This is a genomic window from uncultured Dokdonia sp. (genome assembly GCF_937910895.1).
Taxonomy (GTDB): domain Bacteria; phylum Bacteroidota; class Bacteroidia; order Flavobacteriales; family Flavobacteriaceae; genus Dokdonia.
Genome location: NZ_CALEMI010000119.1, coordinates 16,835 through 35,642 on the forward strand (window position 1 = coordinate 16,835; position 18,808 = coordinate 35,642).

14 protein-coding genes and 2 pseudogenes are annotated in these 18,808 nt (G+C 35.7%); 4 read left to right on the forward strand and 12 right to left on the reverse strand.

The window, feature by feature from the left end; all coding sequences use genetic code 11:
• Positions 1-191: 191 nt before the first annotated feature.
• Entirely contained in the window at positions 192-2,135 is a 1,944-nt protein-coding gene (gene gyrB, locus Q0505_RS14190) for a DNA topoisomerase (ATP-hydrolyzing) subunit B (RefSeq protein ID WP_299214048.1), read from the reverse strand.
• 258 nt (positions 2,136-2,393) lie between these two features.
• A complete protein-coding gene (gene asnB / locus Q0505_RS14195) occupies positions 2,394-4,064 on the reverse strand; it encodes an asparagine synthase B (RefSeq protein WP_299214051.1) in 1,671 nt (556 codons plus the stop codon).
• A gap of 413 nt (positions 4,065-4,477) precedes the next feature.
• Between asnB and Q0505_RS14200 the strand changes: the two genes are divergently transcribed.
• Positions 4,478-5,014, forward strand: coding sequence for a DUF2911 domain-containing protein (locus tag Q0505_RS14200; protein WP_299214053.1), 537 nt, complete (start codon positions 4,478-4,480; stop codon positions 5,012-5,014).
• 69 nt (positions 5,015-5,083) lie between these two features.
• On the opposite strand, the gene Q0505_RS14205 is transcribed toward Q0505_RS14200, so the two are convergent.
• Together Q0505_RS14205 and Q0505_RS14210 are read right to left on the reverse strand one after the other, a co-directional pair.
• Complete coding sequence (locus Q0505_RS14205; protein WP_299214055.1) at positions 5,084-5,614, reverse strand: DUF922 domain-containing protein; 531 nt, start codon at positions 5,612-5,614, stop codon at positions 5,084-5,086.
• Position 5,615: 1 nt separating this feature from the next.
• A pseudogene (locus tag Q0505_RS14210) lies at positions 5,616-6,800 on the reverse strand (asparagine synthetase B).
• A gap of 197 nt (positions 6,801-6,997) precedes the next feature.
• On the opposite strand from Q0505_RS14210, the gene Q0505_RS14215 reads away from it, so the two are divergent.
• Positions 6,998-7,732, forward strand: coding sequence for a T9SS type A sorting domain-containing protein (locus Q0505_RS14215; RefSeq protein WP_299214058.1), 735 nt, complete (start codon positions 6,998-7,000; stop codon positions 7,730-7,732).
• Between the two features lie 13 nt (positions 7,733-7,745).
• Here Q0505_RS14215 and dnaB read toward each other — a convergent pair whose 3' ends face one another.
• The 5 genes from dnaB to tgt form a co-directional block, all read right to left on the reverse strand.
• Entirely contained in the window at positions 7,746-9,275 is a 1,530-nt protein-coding gene (gene dnaB, locus Q0505_RS14220; protein ID WP_299214060.1) for a replicative DNA helicase, read from the reverse strand.
• Between the two features lie 169 nt (positions 9,276-9,444).
• The gene (locus Q0505_RS14225; protein WP_299214063.1) at positions 9,445-10,398 is read right to left on the reverse strand and encodes an acetyl-CoA carboxylase carboxyltransferase subunit alpha; all 954 of its coding nucleotides are present in this window, start codon (positions 10,396-10,398) and stop codon (positions 9,445-9,447) included.
• A 69-nt stretch (positions 10,399-10,467) separates the two neighbouring features.
• Entirely contained in the window at positions 10,468-11,379 is a 912-nt protein-coding gene (locus Q0505_RS14230) for a DMT family transporter (RefSeq protein WP_299214066.1), read from the reverse strand.
• The gene (locus Q0505_RS14235) at positions 11,366-12,451 is read right to left on the reverse strand and encodes an LptF/LptG family permease (RefSeq protein WP_299214068.1); all 1,086 of its coding nucleotides are present in this window, start codon (positions 12,449-12,451) and stop codon (positions 11,366-11,368) included. The genes Q0505_RS14230 and Q0505_RS14235 overlap by 14 nt, the downstream gene beginning before the upstream one ends.
• Entirely contained in the window at positions 12,452-13,582 is a 1,131-nt protein-coding gene (tgt, locus tag Q0505_RS14240) for a tRNA guanosine(34) transglycosylase Tgt (protein WP_299214070.1), read from the reverse strand. It lies immediately after the preceding gene.
• Positions 13,583-13,968: 386 nt separating this feature from the next.
• Here tgt and Q0505_RS14245 point away from each other — a divergent pair, with 386 nt between their 5' ends.
• Entirely contained in the window at positions 13,969-15,417 is a 1,449-nt protein-coding gene (locus tag Q0505_RS14245; protein WP_299214072.1) for an MBOAT family O-acyltransferase, read from the forward strand.
• A 9-nt stretch (positions 15,418-15,426) separates the two neighbouring features.
• The gene (locus tag Q0505_RS14250) at positions 15,427-16,317 is read left to right on the forward strand and encodes a hypothetical protein (protein WP_299214074.1); all 891 of its coding nucleotides are present in this window, start codon (positions 15,427-15,429) and stop codon (positions 16,315-16,317) included.
• 35 nt (positions 16,318-16,352) lie between these two features.
• Here the strand turns inward: Q0505_RS14250 and Q0505_RS14255 are convergent, their stop codons facing one another.
• From Q0505_RS14255 to Q0505_RS14265, 3 genes and pseudogenes are all read right to left on the reverse strand, one after another.
• Complete coding sequence (locus Q0505_RS14255) at positions 16,353-17,588, reverse strand: divalent metal cation transporter (RefSeq protein WP_299214077.1); 1,236 nt, start codon at positions 17,586-17,588, stop codon at positions 16,353-16,355.
• Positions 17,585-18,151 (reverse strand): sigma-70 family RNA polymerase sigma factor, encoded by a 567-nt coding sequence (locus Q0505_RS14260; protein WP_299214080.1) that lies wholly within the window; start codon positions 18,149-18,151, stop codon positions 17,585-17,587. The genes Q0505_RS14255 and Q0505_RS14260 overlap by 4 nt, the downstream gene beginning before the upstream one ends.
• Positions 18,142-18,808: pseudogene (locus Q0505_RS14265) on the reverse strand (glycosyl transferase family 2); the annotation flags it as partial. The gene Q0505_RS14260 and the pseudogene Q0505_RS14265, both read right to left, overlap by 10 nt.

An 18,808-nucleotide genomic window follows, 5' to 3' on the forward strand; every position in this document is an offset into this window, starting at 1 on the left:
AAATACGATTTCTTTAACATTTAATTCCTAAGGAAGGGTTAAAAGAAGCGGATGCTACTTCTCACCATCCAGCCTACTATTTACAAATAGTTATTGAAAACCTAAAGAAGTACCTTATTTTACAAAAGCAGTATGCTTGTCTATATATTTAAAATAATAGACAAGCACTTATTTATTTTGTAACGAACGTGTTATGCATCAATATTTGCATATTTTGCATTTTTCTCTATAAATTCACGACGAGGCGGCACCTCATCGCCCATTAGCATAGAGAAGATACGATCTGCTTCAGTACCATTGTCAATCGCTACTTGTCTTAGTGTTCTAAACTCAGGATTCATCGTGGTGTCCCATAACTGCTCTGCATTCATCTCTCCAAGACCTTTATAACGTTGTATAGACACCCCTTGATTTCCATAGCTATCAGCTATTTGATCACGTTGTGCATCATCCCATGCATATTGCTTTTTCTGACCTTTCTTCACAAGATATAAGGGAGGTGTTGCTATATATACATATCCGTTTTCTACAAGTTCCCGCATATAACGGAAGAAGAACGTTAAAATCAGCGTAGAAATGTGACTACCATCGACATCGGCATCACACATAATCACTACTTTATGATAACGTAATTTTGAAAGGTTCAACGCTTTACTGTCTTCTTCTGTCCCTATACTAACGCCAAGCGCCGTAAAGATGTTTCTGATCTCTTCGTTTTCAAAAACTTTGTGTTGCATCGCTTTTTCTACATTCAAGATCTTACCGCGTAATGGTAAAATAGCTTGAAACTCACGATCACGACCTTGCTTTGCCGTTCCTCCTGCAGAATCTCCCTCGACAAGAAATACTTCACATAATGATGGATCCGTTTCAGAACAATCAGATAATTTCCCAGGAAGACCTCCGATACTCATCACGGTCTTACGTTGTACCATCTCACGTGCTTTCTTAGCAGCGTGACGTGCTTGTGCAGCAAGGATTACTTTCTGAACAATGATTTTTGCATCGTTAGGATTCTCTTCCATGTAAATCTCAATCATCTCTGCAACTGCTTGCGAGACAGCCGAGGTGACTTCACGGTTTCCTAATTTTGTTTTGGTTTGTCCTTCAAATTGAGGCTCCCCTACTTTTACAGAGATAATAGCAGTTAATCCTTCACGGAAATCATCTCCCGCAATATCAAACTTTAGCTTATCAAGCATTCCAGAGTTATCTGCAAACTTCTTAAGTGATCCTGTTAATCCTCTACGAAATCCAGCTAAATGCGTTCCTCCTTCATGCGTATTGATATTATTTACATACGAGTGTAAGTTTTCTGAATAGCTATCATTATAAATCATCGCCACTTCTACAGGAATTCCGTTTTTCTCACCTTCCATAGAGATCACATCTCCTATGATCGCATGACGAGTGCCGTCTAAGAAACGTACAAACTCAGCAAGACCTATTTCACTTTTGAAGGTCTCTGTTTCATACGTACCATCGTCATTTGGTTGACGTTTATCTACAAGCGTGATGGTAAGCCCTTTATTTAAATAGGAAAGCTCTCTCAAACGAGAAGCAAGCGTATCATAATTGTACTCTATTGTTTGTTGGAAAATACTACGATCGGGAAGGAAAGTAACTTCTGTACCTGTAAAGTCAGTTTCTCCAATGGCTTTTACAGGATACATCGCTTTTCCGCGTTCATACTCTTGCTCCCATATTTTACCATTACGGTATACCGTTGCTCTCAAATGATCTGAGAGTGCATTTACACAAGAAACCCCAACTCCGTGAAGTCCTCCAGAAACTTTATACGAATCTTTATCAAACTTACCACCAGCACCTATTTTAGTCATGACTACCTCAAGGGCAGAAACACCTTCTTTTTTATGTAAATCTACAGGAATCCCACGACCGTTGTCACGCGTGGTAATAGAATTATTTTCATTGATAGTCACATTGATCGTATCACAGTGTCCTGCCATCGCTTCATCAATAGAGTTATCAACAACTTCATATACTAAATGATGTAATCCTCTTACGCCTACATCACCGATATACATCGATGGTCGCATGCGTACATGCTCCATCCCTTCAAGGGCTTGAATACTATCTGCTGAATACTGATTTTTGTTAGCGTCTTCGCTCATAAATATCTTCTTAAATTGTCTTAAAAATCGAATGTTAACAAATATAGAAAAAGGGTGTCTCGTATAGGCTAAAAATAGCACTAAAAGCCTTGAAGTTATCAACAATTTGTGAAAAACAAAAAACGCGATAAGCCCAGTATTTATGCGCTTTCGCGAAAGCGTACTTACTCAAAATCGAATTTATTTACAAAAGAGGTGAAATGAAGCAAAAAACGCCGACATATTGCCAGCGTTTTTAACTCTTAAAAGACTTGTGTTTTAGTAGGCATCATCGTGCACCATTGCCACGGCTCTCCCCGAAGGATCATTCATATTTTTAAACGCTTCATCCCACTCTAAAGCTATAGGGGTACTACATGCTACAGAAGGCACCGAAGGCACACATAAAGCAGCAGCATCACTTGGAAAATGCTCTTCAAAAATAGAACGGTAATGAAACTCTTCTTTATTTTGTGGTGTATGGATGGGGAAACGATGGTGTGCGTTTTCCATTTGGAGATCGCTCACAGCGGTTTCTACTACTTCTTTAAGTGTATCTATCCAACTGTAGCCTACACCGTCTGAAAATTGTTCTTTTTGCCTCCAAGCAACGCTTTCTGGTAGATATTTTTCAAATGCTTTACGCAATACCCATTTTTCCATCCCACGACGTTCTTTGGTAATCATCTTATCTTGTGGATTTAAACGCATCGCTACATCCATAAATTCTTTGTCTAAAAACGGTACACGTCCTTCTATTCCCCATGCCGCGAGTGATTTGTTAGCACGTAAACAATCATACATGTGCAATTTATCTAATTTACGTACAGTTTCTTCATGGAATTCTTTTGCGTTTGGTGCTTTATGGAAATATAGATAGCCTCCAAAAATCTCATCGGCGCCTTCACCAGAAAGCACCATTTTTACCCCCATAGATTTGATCACTCTTGCCATTAAATACATAGGAGTACTAGCTCTTATGGTCGTAATATCATAGGTTTCTAAATGATAAATCACATCACGTATCGCATCTAGTCCTTCTTGAATTGTAAATTGTATAGGATGATGTACTGTCCCAATATGATCTGCCACAATTTGAGCGGCAGCAAGATCTGGAGATCCTTCTAATCCAATACTAAACGAGTGCAATTGTGGCCACCAAGCATCTTGCTCATCACCAGACTCTATTCGTTTTTCTGAATATAATTTTGCAATAGCACTTGTTATAGAAGAGTCGAGTCCGCCAGATAGTAAAACTCCGTAAGGCACATCACTCATTAATTGGCGCTTTACAGAAGCTGCTAGTGCATCGTGCAACTCTTCAATGCTGGTCTCATTATCTTTTACAGCATCGTATTCCATCCAATCTCTTTTGTACCATTGTACCAACTCTCCGTCAGTACTAGAAAGATAATGCCCTGGAGGAAATAATTCTATTTTGGAACAAACACCTTCTAATGCTTTTAACTCGGATGCAACATAAAAAGTCCCATGTGCGTCCCAGCCCATGTACAACGGGATAATTCCCATGTGATCACGCGCAATAAGATAACTATCCTTTTTGGTGTCATACAACGCAAAACCAAAAATACCGTTAAGATCGTCTAGAAAATCAACACCTTTTTCTTGGTATAATGCTAAGATAACCTCACAATCAGATTGGGTTTGAAAAGCATAATCTGTCTTGAGTGTTTTCTTTAATTCTTTATGGTTATAAATTTCCCCATTAGCCGCTAGAATTAAAGTTTCAGAAGCATCTACTAAAGGTTGTTTTCCTGAAGCTGGATCAACAATAGCTAAACGCTCATGAGAGAAAATCATTTTTTCTGTAGCATAAATACCACTCCAGTCTGGTCCTCTATGACGAATTTTTTTCGACATTTCTAATAATTGAGGACGCAAGATTGTCATATCTTGTTTTAATTCGAAGGCGCATATAATTCCACACATAGCTAATATTTTTTAATTTTTTATAATAATTTATAGTTCAAATATCTAATTATGGTTTCATTAACAAAATCCATAACGCATATTTAATTACAATATGAAACAAAAAACAACACTATAAGTTCAATGCATAAGGTATACGCTTTCGCGAAAGCGTATTTAGAAAAATTTTGAAAGTTTTTATCTGATGCTACGACTTATTTTATTGTGTTCTGCTTTTTGTTTGATACAAACATATATTGAAATCACACTTTAAAACAAGTAAAGGCTATGTGTTTTCTGGAAAAGACACCCGCATTTCGCGGAAAACAGACATCAACAGTGCTAGTCAATTAGTTGATGGAATAAATCTTAAGCTTTATTTAACAGCCTAGAATTAGAACCCACAGTATCTTTAAACCAAAATCAAATATACCATGAAAAAATTATTTACACTTGCTCTTGTCGTAATGGCTTTTATAGCTACTCCAACTGCAAATGCTCAAGAATTTGAAGGTCTTCAAAAAAGCCCAACAGATATTGCTTATGCAAAAACAGATCGTCGTGCAAAACCGACTATCAAAGTAATTTACAGTCGCCCACAGAAAAAAGATCGCGAACTTTTTGGAAAATTAGTTCCTTATGGAAAAGTATGGCGTACGGGGGCAGATGAAGCTACCGAGATCAAATTATTTAAAGATTATAAGTTTGGTAACAAAACCATAAAAGCAGGAACGTATTCTTTATTCACCATTCCTGGAGAAAAAGAATGGACGATTATTCTAAATTCAGATCTTGATGATTGGGGTTCTTATGCGTACAATGAAAGTAATGATGTTGCCCGTATAAAAGTGCCTGTATCAAGCGGAAAAGATGTTGAATCTTTCTCTATAGGTTTTAAAGGCGTTGATGCTGGATACCACCTTGTCATGGGATGGGGAACAACACGTGTTGAAGTACCTTTCTACAACTAAAAAACTTATTTTTAGTATAAAAAAATGCCTTCCCAATGGGAAGGCATTTTTTTGTTATGTAGTACTTAATTACTGAGGTAAAAGCAATCTTGCGATTCTTGCTTCCCACTTTTTTTCTTCTTCTGTATTGATAGAGTGATTGGTTTCTTTATCAAAGGTTTTTTGCATCGCGCGACGCTCTTCTTCTACTTGTCCATACAATGCTTTTACTTCTGCTTTAGAATTGGATGTAAAAGGATAAGATTGAATACGTCCGTTCAATAGACGCGCATGAATTTCTGTAATATCAAAATGGGTTTGTTCATGTTTCAATAAACTTGCTGTGGTATCTTTAGCTATATACCAAGAATACTCAGGATAAAAATGCGCGATCACGTGGGTTCTTTTTTTATCTAATACTCCATTGCTTGCTATTACATACGACTGACTCATACCACTACCAGTACTCGCTACAAAATTACCTTTTCCATTAGGACTTCCTTTAAAATCTGCCCAAGACAACATTGTGTTAGATTGCCAAGCAATACGATCAGGAACTACCGTAAATGAAGATAGTATTACTAAAGCAATTAAGAGTCCTTTAAATTTCTGTATCATCATGTCAGGTCTTTTGTTTTTTCTTACGGGCAGCTGGAAAAAGCACGTTATTTAAAATTAAACGATAGCCCGGAGAGTTAGGGTGTAATTCTAATTCTGTTTTAGGATCCCCTACACGATGACGGTAATCTTCAGGGTCATGCCCTCCGTAAAATGTAAAAAAACCTTTTCCTTTAATACCGTGTATGTATCGCGCTTCCCCGTTCGTCAGATTCTCTCCCATAATCAGCACGTTTGACTTAATCAAGTTAGAATCATACGAGGTAGTTTGCCCCATAAATCCTTTGACTAACGCTGTGTGATTTTGACAAAGCATTGTTGGGATGGGATCCCACTTGGCACTATAATCTTTCAACGTAAAATAATCGGTTTCAAAAGGGATCCCGCGTTTACGTGTCATATCAATAGATGAAAACTCGTATACGGTAGGAGAACGTTCTAGAGTAAAATTTTTAAAGGCAAAGGTTTTACCAAAATCAATTTTAGATTGGTAATCGGCATCTGAGGCATCCCCATCAAACATCGGTTCACAGATGTCAACACCTTCGGCGGCAAGCGCAATATCAAAACTATCGGTAGCACTACACATGGCAAACATAAAACCTCCTCCTACTACATAGTCACGTATTTTTAAAGAAACATCTCTTTTTTCTTCAGAGACTTAATCATAGCCTAATTTTGTAGCTAAGTTCTCAGCCGTTTTCTTTTCTTCTATATACCAAGGTGCTGCTCGGTAGGCACCATAAAACTTCCCGTATTGTCCTGTAAAGTCTTCGTGATGCAAGTGTAACCAATCATATAAAATCAATTGATCGCTTAGTACTTCTTCATCATAAATTGTTTCATACGGAATCTCAGCATACGTCAATACCATGGTTACGGCATCATCCCAAGGCACTTTACTATCGGGTGTATATACCGCAATTTTAGGTGCTTTTTCGAGAACGACGGCTTCCATATTTTGAGAAGGGCTACTAATCATCGTTAAGAGTTCTTCGGTACTTCCGTCAGATAATACTTCATAAGAAACTCCACGGATGGTGCATTCTCTTCGGATGTCCTCTGTGTCGGGTACTAAAAAGGAACCGCCTCTATAGTTGAGTAACCATTTTACTTTGATTTGTTGGTCTAAAGCCCAATAAGTGATTCCATAGGCTTTTAAGTGTTCTCGTTGACCGTCTACATCCATGGGTAATAAAATATAGGACGCTTGCGCGAAAGCATATGTAAATAAAAATATAACTAAAAATAAAATTTTCTTCATAAAAATCTAACGTTCAAAAAACATACCATATTGATGTACTAATTTACAAATAAGTTCCTACCTTATACTGTAAACGCAACCTTTTATCATTTATTTGGTCTAGTATATAGAACTCTTACAATATGTGTAAATCAATAGGTATAACCCTACTCCTCTTTTTAAATTCCTTTGTTGTAGACGCCCAGAGTGTAGAATTACTTGAAAATACTTGGTATGCAGAAATAATGGCTCCCTTTGTAGACGATCCTCCAAATTCTCAAATCTTTATTTGTCCTGAAAATTTTAATGCTATTGCTCAATTTTCTGAAGATATGCTTGTCATTACACATCCACAATGCGAAGTAGGATTTAGCGCTGAGATAGAATATCTAGAGGGAGATTCTTTCGACTTACTATCCCCATTTACTATTGATGAAAACACATGTGAAATCTCAGAGTTTGCTGAATTTATAGAAGTACATTTTAATTTCTATTTTAATGATGACATAGCTCGGAATACCTTTTTTTATTTAATCATTGAACGAGCAGATGGCTCTTTAGAATTAGCGATAGTTAATGAAAACGCTAGCTTTGATAGTATTGTTTATAATAATTCAGCTAATCTAAGTGTAGAAGAATCTTTAAGGAACACCATAAGAATTTCCTATACTAACAACACGGAGTCACTAGCTATTTTTAACTTAGAAGAACCTGCCCAGTTTTCGGTTTACAATACACTCGGTCAAAAACAAAAAGAGGTTTCTATCACTCATAATAACGAATCCTTACTCTTAGATAGCCTAGACAAAGGAGTCTATATAGCAATTCTAAAGAATGACAAAGGCATTCAAAAAACCTTTAATTTTTTAAAATACTAGAAAATGTGATTTTCTAAAAAGGAACCCCATCATCTTCGCCACCAAAGGCTTGGTCGGGTGAAGGGAGACTATCTGTTTTAAACGTATCATCATTTGCAGCGGCGTTCATACTACTATGAAACTCATAAGGCGTACTAAAGTCATCTAGGTTATCAAACTTACCAAGATGCCCAATAAACTTCAGTCGGATGTTATCCAATCCCCCATTACGGTGTTTAGCAACAATAAACTCTCCCTGTCCTTCGGTTGGGCTGCGTTCTTCATCATCCCACTCTTCGATTTTATAGTACTCAGGACGGTAAATAAAAGATACAATATCAGCATCCTGCTCAATCGCCCCAGATTCACGAAGGTCAGATAGGAGTGGTCGTTTACTTCCTCCACGAGTTTCTACCGCACGTGATAATTGAGAAAGTGCAATTACAGGAATCGATAGTTCTTTTGCTAATGCTTTTAGGTTACGAGAAATCATCGAGATTTCTTGTTCACGATTTCCGCCTCCTTTTTGTGACGATCCTCCTGTCATTAATTGCAGGTAATCAATCATAATAATCTTAATCCCAAATTGAGAAGCAAGACGTCTCGCCTTTGCTCTTAAATCAAAAATAGAAAGGGATGGCGTATCATCAATGTATAAGGGTGCTTTTTCTAAGCTTTTTACTTTTACGTTTAATTGTTCCCACTCATGTTTTTCTAACTTCCCGGTACGTAACTTCTCTGAAGAAAGTCCTGTTTCTGAGGAGATCAAACGAGTAATTAACTGTACGGAAGACATTTCTAGAGAGAAGAAAGCCACAGGTATATTATTATCTACCGCCATATTACGCGCCATAGTTAGCGTCATTGCAGTTTTACCCATACCTGGACGTGCTGCCACAATAATTAAATCACTTGGTTGCCATCCAGAGGTAAGTGCGTCTACTTTTGTAAATCCAGTCGGAATCCCTGACATTCCTTCTTTGTTAGACATTTCTTCAATCTTCTTCTTGGCTTGAATCACCAAGTTTTGCGCAGACTCACTACTTCGTTTTACGTTTCCTTGTGTAACTTCGTAAAGTTTAGATTCTGCGGTATCTAATAAATCAAAAACATCGGTGGTATCGTCATACGCCTCTTCGATAATTTCATTCGAAATTTTAATTAATGAACGCTGAATATATTTCTGTAAGATAATACGAGCGTGATACTCAATATGTGCCGAAGAAGCTACTTTTTGCGTAAGCTGAATTAAATAATAATCACCTCCTACAGCTTCCAACTTTGCCATTTTCTTTAATTGCTCAGAAACCGTTAATAAGTCAACGGGTTGCCCTTCTTCAAAGAGAATTCTAATGGCTTCAAAGATGTGTTTATGCTGATCTTTATAAAAAACATCTGGAGAGAGGATATCAATTACCTCATCAACTCCTTTTTTATCAATCATTAAAGCACCAAGCACAACTATTTCTAAATCAAGTGCTTGTGGTGGTATTTTTCCTTTTTCCAAAGAAATTACTTGTCCTGAGGATATGTTATATGCTGGAGTGGGCTTGATTTTTTCCATGGTTACGAATGTAGTCAAATTGTGATGCTAATGAAACCCATCTTGCTAGGTGAATCTTAACACCTCATCAACAATTCAACTGTTAATAACTCTTATTTATTGTTAATAGTCATAAAAAAATCCGAAACTCAAATAGGTTCGGATTTGGTAGTAAGTGAAAAAATGGGGACTAACCTTTAAAGACGCCCATTTCTAAATATTTCTTCATCCGCTCATTCATCAATTCTTCTGGTGATAAGTTTTTCAATTCATTAAAAGATGCTTCAATCGCTCCTCTTACGGTTACAAAAGTTTCTTCTCTATTTGCGTGTGCGCCTCCAAGAGGTTCTTTAACAATCTCATCTATCACTTTAAGTTTCAGACTGTCTTTTGCTGTTAGTTTTAAAGCTTCTGCAGCAATTTCCTTTTGATCCCAACTTCTCCATAAGATCGAAGAACAATTTTCTGGAGAGATCACAGAGTACCATGCATTTTCTAGCATTAATACTTTATTACCTACGCCTATTCCTAAGGCTCCTCCACTGGCGCCTTCTCCTATAATCAAAACGATAATAGGCACCTTGAGACGTGTCATTTCTAGGATATTACGTGCAATAGCTTCTCCTTGTCCGCGCTCTTCTGCTTCCAATCCTGGATACGCACCTGGAGTATCTATAATCGTCACTACGGGTACCTTAAATTTTTCTGCACTCTTCATAAGACGAAGTGCCTTACGATAGCCTTCTGGATTTGCCATCCCAAAGTTGCGATATTGACGCGTTTTTGTATTGTATCCTTTTTGCTGTCCTATAAACATATAACTCTGATCACCGATCTTTCCTAGACCTCCAATCATTGCTTTATCATCTTTTACATTACGATCTCCGTGAAGTTCAAGAAAGGTGTCTCCACAAAGCGCCTTAATATAATCTAACGTATATGGGCGGTTAGGATGTCTTGACAATTGCACACGTTGCCATGCGGTCAAGTTTTTATAAATATCTTTTTTAGTTTGCTCGAGCTTTTTTTCGATCTTCTTACAGGTCTGACTTACGTCTACATCACTTTCAGTTCCTATAATAGCACATTTTTCTAATTGCTCTTCTAGCTCTTTAATGGGTAATTCGAAATCTAAATATTCCATTTTCAGTTTGTTACCTTTTACGATCCCTCGTAATGGTTTGTTTGGTTTATAATACAAATATAATAGTTTCTACTTGACTATGCCTTTTTTTGAACGTAAACGGTTTCTATTTTTCAGAATCCCATTTGCAATGACCACAAGTAAGATCACCACTGCTCCGTAATAAAATTCTGTCTTCATTTGTTCTTTATCGCCTAGTACCATAAATGCTAGTAAAATTCCGTAAACTGGTTCTAAGTTTATCGTCAACATAATGGTGTACGGACTGAGGTGTCTCATTACTTTGACGGAAGCAATAAACGCATACGCTGTACAGATAGAGGCAAGAATCAATAGATAAATCCAATCTGTGTATGGCAACGTAAAAAAGTCTTGGGTAAAGAAGGAGTCCGCTTTCGCGAAAGCTAAATATCCCGTAATAAAAAGGGTGCCAATAAGCAGTTCGTAAAACGAGATTTTGGTAGGATTATGATCATGCACAAACTTGCCATTGACCAACGTAAAGACAGCCGAAAGAAACGCCGAAAATAAGGCAAGTCCAATTCCTAATCTATATTCTGGTTGTACCTCAAAAATGAGATATAATGCGCCTATCACAATAGCTCCAAAGAGCAGCTCATACCAAATCAGCTTCCGTTTATAAAAAATAGGTTCTAAAATGGCTGTAAAAAAAGCACCCGTACTCATCATCGCTAGTGTGATTGAAACGTTTGACACTTTGATAGCCCCAAAAAATGTAAGCCAATGCACGGCGATGATAATGCCTGCGATGGAAAAGGAAAGGAAGGCTTTTCGCGAAAGCGAAATATCTATTTTTTTCCACTTGATATATGCATATATAAATAGAGAAGCAATGCCCATTCGGAACCATACCAATGGCACCGAATCTATACTAATGAGAGAACCTAGTACGGCGGTAAATCCCCATATAAATACGATGAAATGAAAATGGAGGTAACTTTGGAGTTTAGCGTTTTGCATTCCGCAATAGATATACTGCTAAAATAGCAAACAGAACATTAGGAAACCATACAGCTACCAATGGTGGAAAATCAGATTGCTCGGCAAGCGTCCCAAATACTTTATCAAAAAAAATAAACACAAAGGCTAGTAAAATACCAAAAGCTAAGTTGGCGCCCATACCACCTCTACGCTTCATTGCAGACACGGCTACTGCGATAATCGTAAGTATGTAGGCAGCTACAGGTAGACTTAATCGTTTTTGGAGGGTTACCTTATACCTACTTATATACGATGATCCTCTTAGTTCTTCTTTTGCAATAAACTTCCTTAACTCAGGCGTATTTAAAGTTTCTGCGATATATTCTACAGGAGTTAAATCATCGATATCAAAGGGAAATATAGTGTCTATTTTGGCTCTGCTTTCTAGAATATCGTCATCTACACCCACGATACGTTTTTTATATGTAAACAACGTATAGGTTGTATCTTCAGGATTGTATTTAATTTTACTGGCAGACATTTTATAGGTCATTTCATTATTCTCAAAATGTTCCCACGTAAAGTCACGACCTGTCTTTGTTTTTGTGTTAAATGAGCTTACATAAATGTAATCATTGTCTGCTATCTGCCGATAGACATCTTTTGTTTTTTGGCTATTATTTTTCTTCTTATCACTTTTAAGATACTCAAAGATAAACTCATTGTAGCCTTTGTTTGCTTTTGGCGCCAAATATGTACCTAATACAAAAGCGCCTAAACATACGATCGTTGCGCCTATCATATAGGGGCGTAAGAATCGCCAAAAAGAAACCCCACTACTTAAAAATGCAATTACTTCTGTATTGTTGGCTAGTTTTGACGTGAACCAAATCACAGAGAGAAAAAGAAATAACGGAAAAAGGAGATTGGCGAAGTACACCGTGAAGTTTAAGTAATACAAAGCTACTTCCAAAAACGGAACTTCATTTGCAAGAATTTTATCAATTTTCTCCGCAAGATTGACAGTAATCCCTATAGGTATAAATAGAATAAGCATCATGAGAAAAGTCCCGATGTAACGCTTTAATATATACCAATCTAGGATTTTCATTTATAATCTTTTATCCATTTGTTTTACCATCATCTCTTTCCAAGTTACAAAGGTACCCTCAAGAATTTGCTTGCGTGCTTCTCGTACCAACCACATATAAAATCCTAGGTTGTGTATCGTGGCTATTTGCATTCCTAAAAGTTCGTGACATTTAAATAAATGGCGTAAATAGGCTTTACTATATTCTGTATCTACCCAAGTGATACCCATCTCATCTATCGCAGAAAAATCTTCTGCCCATTTTAGATTTTTGATATTGATGGTTCCGTGGGCTGTAAATAACATCCCATTACGTGCATTACGTGTAGGCATAACACAGTCAAACATATCAATACCTAAGGCTATATTTTCTAAAATATTAATAGGGGTTCCTACGCCCATTAAATATCGTGGTTTTTCTTCTGGCAATACGGCGGTAACCACCTCAGTCATGGCATACATTTCTTCGGCAGGTTCTCCTACAGAAAGTCCGCCAATGGCATTTCCAAAAGCATTGGAATTTGCAATATACTCTGCAGATTGTGTTCTTAAATCTTTATAGACACTGCCTTGTATAATAGGAAACAATGCTTGTTCAAATCCATACAATGCAGGTGTTTTTTCAAAATGTGTAATACATCTATCTAACCAACGGTGGGTCATGTGCATAGATCGTTGTGCATATCTATAATCACAAGGATAGGGCGTACATTCATCAAAAGCCATGATAATATCTGCGCCTATCTGACGTTGGATTTCCATCACATTTTCTGGAGTGAATAAATGCGTAGATCCATCTACATGCGATTTAAATTTCACCCCTTCCTCTTTGATCTTACGACGACCCGACAGTGAATATACCTGAAACCCTCCACTATCAGTAAGGATAGGACGATCCCAATTCATAAATTTATGCAATCCTCCTGCTTTTTGTAAGGTACCCGTCCCTGGACGTAAGTATAAATGGTAGGTATTTCCAAGAATAATATCAGGATTGATATCTTGCCGTAACTCACGTTGATGTACTCCTTTTACTGAAGCCACCGTACCAACCGGCATAAAAATAGGCGTTTCGATCACTCCATGATCTGTTGTAAGGGTTCCTGCTCTAGCTTGACTAGCAGGATCTGTTGTAAGAAGGTCAAATTGCATAGGGCGCAAAGATAGTTTTTATAAATACGATGTGCCATAGGGCTTTTGATAAAATCTCGTTAAAGGCAAGTTTTATAATAAAGTATCATTATTATGAATATTTAGAAGATTTCATTAGCAATTAACTCCTTAGTTTTATTTTATTTGCAAATAATTATTTTTTAAGATCAAAAGAACCTTAAATATAAATTAACAAAGGCTGAGTACGTTAGAATTAAATATGGATCACAACTATAAAACAAGCCTTTTGTTACTAATAAATTTCAAATTTACAATATGTGCTTTACTCCTTTAAAAGTAAATACACTCTAAATAATGACAAAATAACGCATTATATTATAAAAAAAGAAACTCTATATTTCACTCCTAAAATCACAAATAAATAAATGCTATTTAACTCAATAGACTTTGCTGTATTTTTACCAATAGTATTCGTGCTATATTGGTTTGTTACTAATAAAAATTTAAGCATTCAAAATTTATTAATTGTTGTAGCTAGTTATTTATTTTATGGGTGGTGGGATTGGAGGTTTCTTTCCTTAATTTTCTTCAGCACATTAGTAGATTACGCTATTGGAGTAAAATTATCTAGTGAAGAAAATAGATTAAAAAGGAAAGTATTATTATTTACAAGTATTTTTGTGAATCTTGGTTTTCTAGGTTTTTTTAAATATTATAATTTCTTTCTAGATAATTTTGTAAGTGCATTTTCATTTTTTGGAACAGAAATAAATTCAAATTCATTAAATATTATTTTACCTGTTGGAATAAGTTTTTACACTTTTCAAACACTTAGTTATACTATAGATGTTTATAAGAAAAAACTTGAGCCTACAAAAGATTTTATTGCCTTTACTGCCTTTGTGAGTTTCTTTCCACAATTAGTTGCAGGCCCCATAGAAAGAGCTACAAATCTACTACCTCAATTCTTTAGCAAACGAACTTTTGAATACGACAAAGCCGTAGATGGGCTGAGACAAATATTATGGGGATTATTTAAAAAAATTGTTATCGCTGACAACTCTGCAAAAATTGCAAATGAGATATTCAATCATTCGGGCGATTATTCTGGTAGTACTTTGATATTAGGAGCAATTTTTTTTACTTTTCAAATTTATGGAGATTTTTCAGGGTATTCTGATATAGCAATAGGTACCTCAAGACTGTTTGGATTTAATTTAAAACAGAATTTTGCATTTCCTTATTTTTCAAGAGACATTGCAGAGTTTTGGAGACGTTGGCATATTTCTCTTTCTACATGGTTTCGAGATTATTTGTACATTCCTTTGGGTGGAAGTCGTGGTGGGATTTGGATGAAAATAAGAAATACATTTGTGATATTTATTGTTAGCGGATTTTGGCACGGAGCAAATTGGACTTTTGTAGTTTGGGGTGCATTAAACGCTTTATATTTTTTACCATTACTTATCCTTAATAAAAATAGAGTACATACAGGTGTTGTTGCAGAAGATTCTATTTTTCCAAAGTTTAACGAACTTTATCAGATGGGAGTCACATTTAGTTTGACTGTCTTAGCATGGATATTTTTTAGAGCAGAAAACATTGGACACGCATGGTCTTATCTATCTACGATTTTCTCAAAATCGTTATTTACAATTCCTGATTTTCCGGGGATGCTTAAGGCGTTAACTACGTTAATTTTAATATTAGTTTTTTTAGGTATAGAATGGCTTGGCAGAAATGAGCAATACGCAATTGCAAATTTAAAATTCACTTTGAAAAAGCCTGTTCGCTATGCGCTATACTATGCCATTATATTTTCTATATTTTGGTTTATGGGAGAAGAACAAGAATTTATTTACTTTCAATTTTAAACGGGTCACATGAAAAAATTTATTTTCAAACTACTGCTTTTTATTCTACCTGTCATACTATTCCCAGTATTAATTGCATCTATAGACGCCCTTGTATTTAAAAAAAACAACTCGCAGTCTGATGTAAAAATTCTGATTATAGGAGACTCTCATACAGAGACAGGTATTAATGATGGCTTAAATCCTAAAATAAAAAACATCTCTCAATCTGGTGAAACTTATTTTTTTACTTATTATAAATTAAAAAAAATACTTTCTAATGAAGACCTTTCCAAAGTTGTTCTAAGTTTATCTCCACATAATCTGAGTTTTTTTCAAGACGAAAAAACCTATGCTCTAAATAATTCAGATAGATATAAAAATTTGTACCCAAGATATTTTTTCAGTCTAGAGCCTCAAGGAGTTCAAAAATTAAATGAGAATTCCCAAGAAAATATTTATTCTGTTTTAAATTTAATTCTTAAAACCAATATCAAAACATTAATAAAAGGAAGAAACGCATACATTGGTAATTATAAAGAATCTCAAAAATCAAACTTAGATACCCTTTTAATCAATGAAAAAATTAAAACTCATTTTTACAATTCTAAAAATGAGTTGTATGATGAAAGCCAAGTTCAAATTGAGTATTTAAAAAAAATACACGATTTATGTATTGAAAAAGGCATCGGACTTTACATCATTAACTTACCCGTTCATAATCTTTATAAATCACAAATACCAACGAATGCTACTAGCAACTTCGAAAAGGTAATTCTTGAACTAAAAAATAAGGGAGTTAGTATTTTAGAATATTCTCAAATTGAATTACCAGATAACTATTTTGGTGATGGTGACCACATTAATTCTTTTGGAGCAAATCAGATTACTCAAAAACTAATCAAAGATCTTAAATTGTGATATTTTAATAGAAACCAAAACAAAAAGGAAAGCTATTAAAACAGCGTACTCACATACCAGAAACTAAAAGCAATTAATAACACAATACTAACGATAGCATATAGTTTCATAGGAAGCCCTAGTTTTGCTTTTTGGGGTACGTCTGTACTATTAAAAACCAAGTAATTACAAATCGCATAAAAAGGCGCTGTCAAAAAGGATAAAATAGTCGCTACTTTAATTAATAGTCCCATCTCACTCACAAAAAAGAACAGAATCACGCAGGTTCCTATAATCAGGACAATTAACCAAAAGAGATAACTCTTAGCTATTTTCTTTAACCCTAAAAGTTCTGTTGCGGTAGACATTGCTCTCGGAGAAGCATCTAGCGTGGTTAAGGTAGTACTAAACATCGTAGTAAAAGCTGCAATCCCAATAAGAATTGCCGCCCAATCACCAAGACTACTTGTATACATACTAATAAGCTGACCTGCAAAAACTCCGCCTTTATCAGAAAATGTATCGCCACTCCCAAACATGACCAAAGCACCCAGCGTGACAAAACAAATTCCTAAAACAACGGTTCCAAAATATCCAATGTTAAAGTCAAATAAGGAGGTTTTTATATCATTTTTTTGTGTTTTCCCTTTTTCTACAGTCCACAAAGAGTGGAATATAGAAATATCTAAAGGCGCTGGCATCCACCCCATAAATGCAATCAAAAAAGCAATACCTACCGCATCTGTAGGTAATAACTGTATCAGTCCTTTTGAAGATCCTAGACCTTCTGTTGTTATGCTTTCGCGAAAAGCGAACAACACAGCAAACAATGTACTCACGGTTAACACCAGAATTATAACTTTCATTAAGTTGTCTAGCAATTTGTAACGCCCTAATGCTAAAATCATAGCACAAAATAAGGTGATCACAACACTCCAAACAGCAATATCCCAATCAAGTCCAAAAAGTTGGACTGCCAATCCTGCAGTTACAATCGTTACTGCCGTTTGAATGGTAAACATCGTTAATAAAGAAAGTACAACATACGTAATAAGAACGCCTTTACCTAACCCGAGATATCCGTGTAGTAAGCTTTTACCAGTCGCTGCCGCATACCGAGGTCCAAACTGAAATGATGGATATTTTATAATATTAATCAGTAATAAAGCCCATAATAAACCAAAACCATAATAGCCTCCCGCTTTGGTACTTTGCACCAAATGAGAAACGCCAATTGCAGCTCCTGCAAAAAGAAGTCCTGGTCCTAATCTTTTTAGAGAAATCCCACTCATCGTTCTACTTTTTGAATAATATCTGCGAGAAGTCTCCTAGCTCTAAGTAATTTCACTTTTACATTATTCATAGGTTCATCCAATGCTTGCTCCATTTCTTTATAGCTCATCTCTTGGAAATACCGTAAATTAATCATCTCTTGATAATGAGGCTTCAACATTTTTATATAGCGTAAAAGTTGTGCTAGATTTTGTTCTTTAATCAGAGCATCTTCTGGAGTAGGGTTTTCGTCAGGAACTTTATAAACGCCCTCTTCTTTTCTGGTAATCTGAGATCGAATAGAAGATTCTCGCTTTCTTAAAAGGTCAATGTGAATATTTTTAGAAATTGTAATAAGCCAAGTACTAAACTTGTATTGCTCTTTAAACGTATCAATCTTATCAAAAGCTTTTGAAAATGTTTGGATGGTAATTTCCTCAGCCTCATACTCATCATTTGTCCGTTTCAACTGAAATCTATAGACTTCGTTCCAGAAGGTATTTAACAAAAAATTGTAGGCACTTTGCTTGCCTTCTTTTGCTTTTTCAATTTCTGAAAGAATGGTACTGGGATTTATTTCCAACGATTAGGTTTTGAGATCAAGTTTGTGATAAAGATACTCAATTGGAAAAATAATAAAAATAGTTCGTTAATAGGATATAAAAAGGCAACATCTTTTTCTTTTAGCTTGTTGGCGCTTGCTCCTATGGCTATCCAAGAAATAAGATATCTTACTCCTATTATTCCAACTACCCATTCCCATTGAAAACCAAGTATAAGTAAAAAGATCGCTATAATAAAAAACAATAATTGACTCGTATAAAACAATCCTAAAAAAAATTGATCTCTAAAGCGATAATGTGATGCTGTGCTCACATGCCTACGTTTTTGTGTATACCATTCAGAAAAGGTTTTCTTAGGTATAGATATTGTAAAGCTATCTAGATTGAAGTTTACGGCAACATTTTCTTTAGTTCCTGCTTGATTTACAAAAAGATCATCATCGCCACTTTGTACTTTCATGTGGTTTATAAAACCTCGTTGCTCATAAAAGAGATGTGTCGTATATGCAAGATTACGACCTACACCCATATAAGGTCTTCCTCCCATAGCATAACTGAAATATTGCATAGCAGTCAGTACGGTTTCAAAACGGATGAGTTTATTGATCCAAGATCCTTTTATCTTTTTGTAAGCTCCATATCCTAAGATCAATTCTTTTTTTCCTGCAAATTGATTA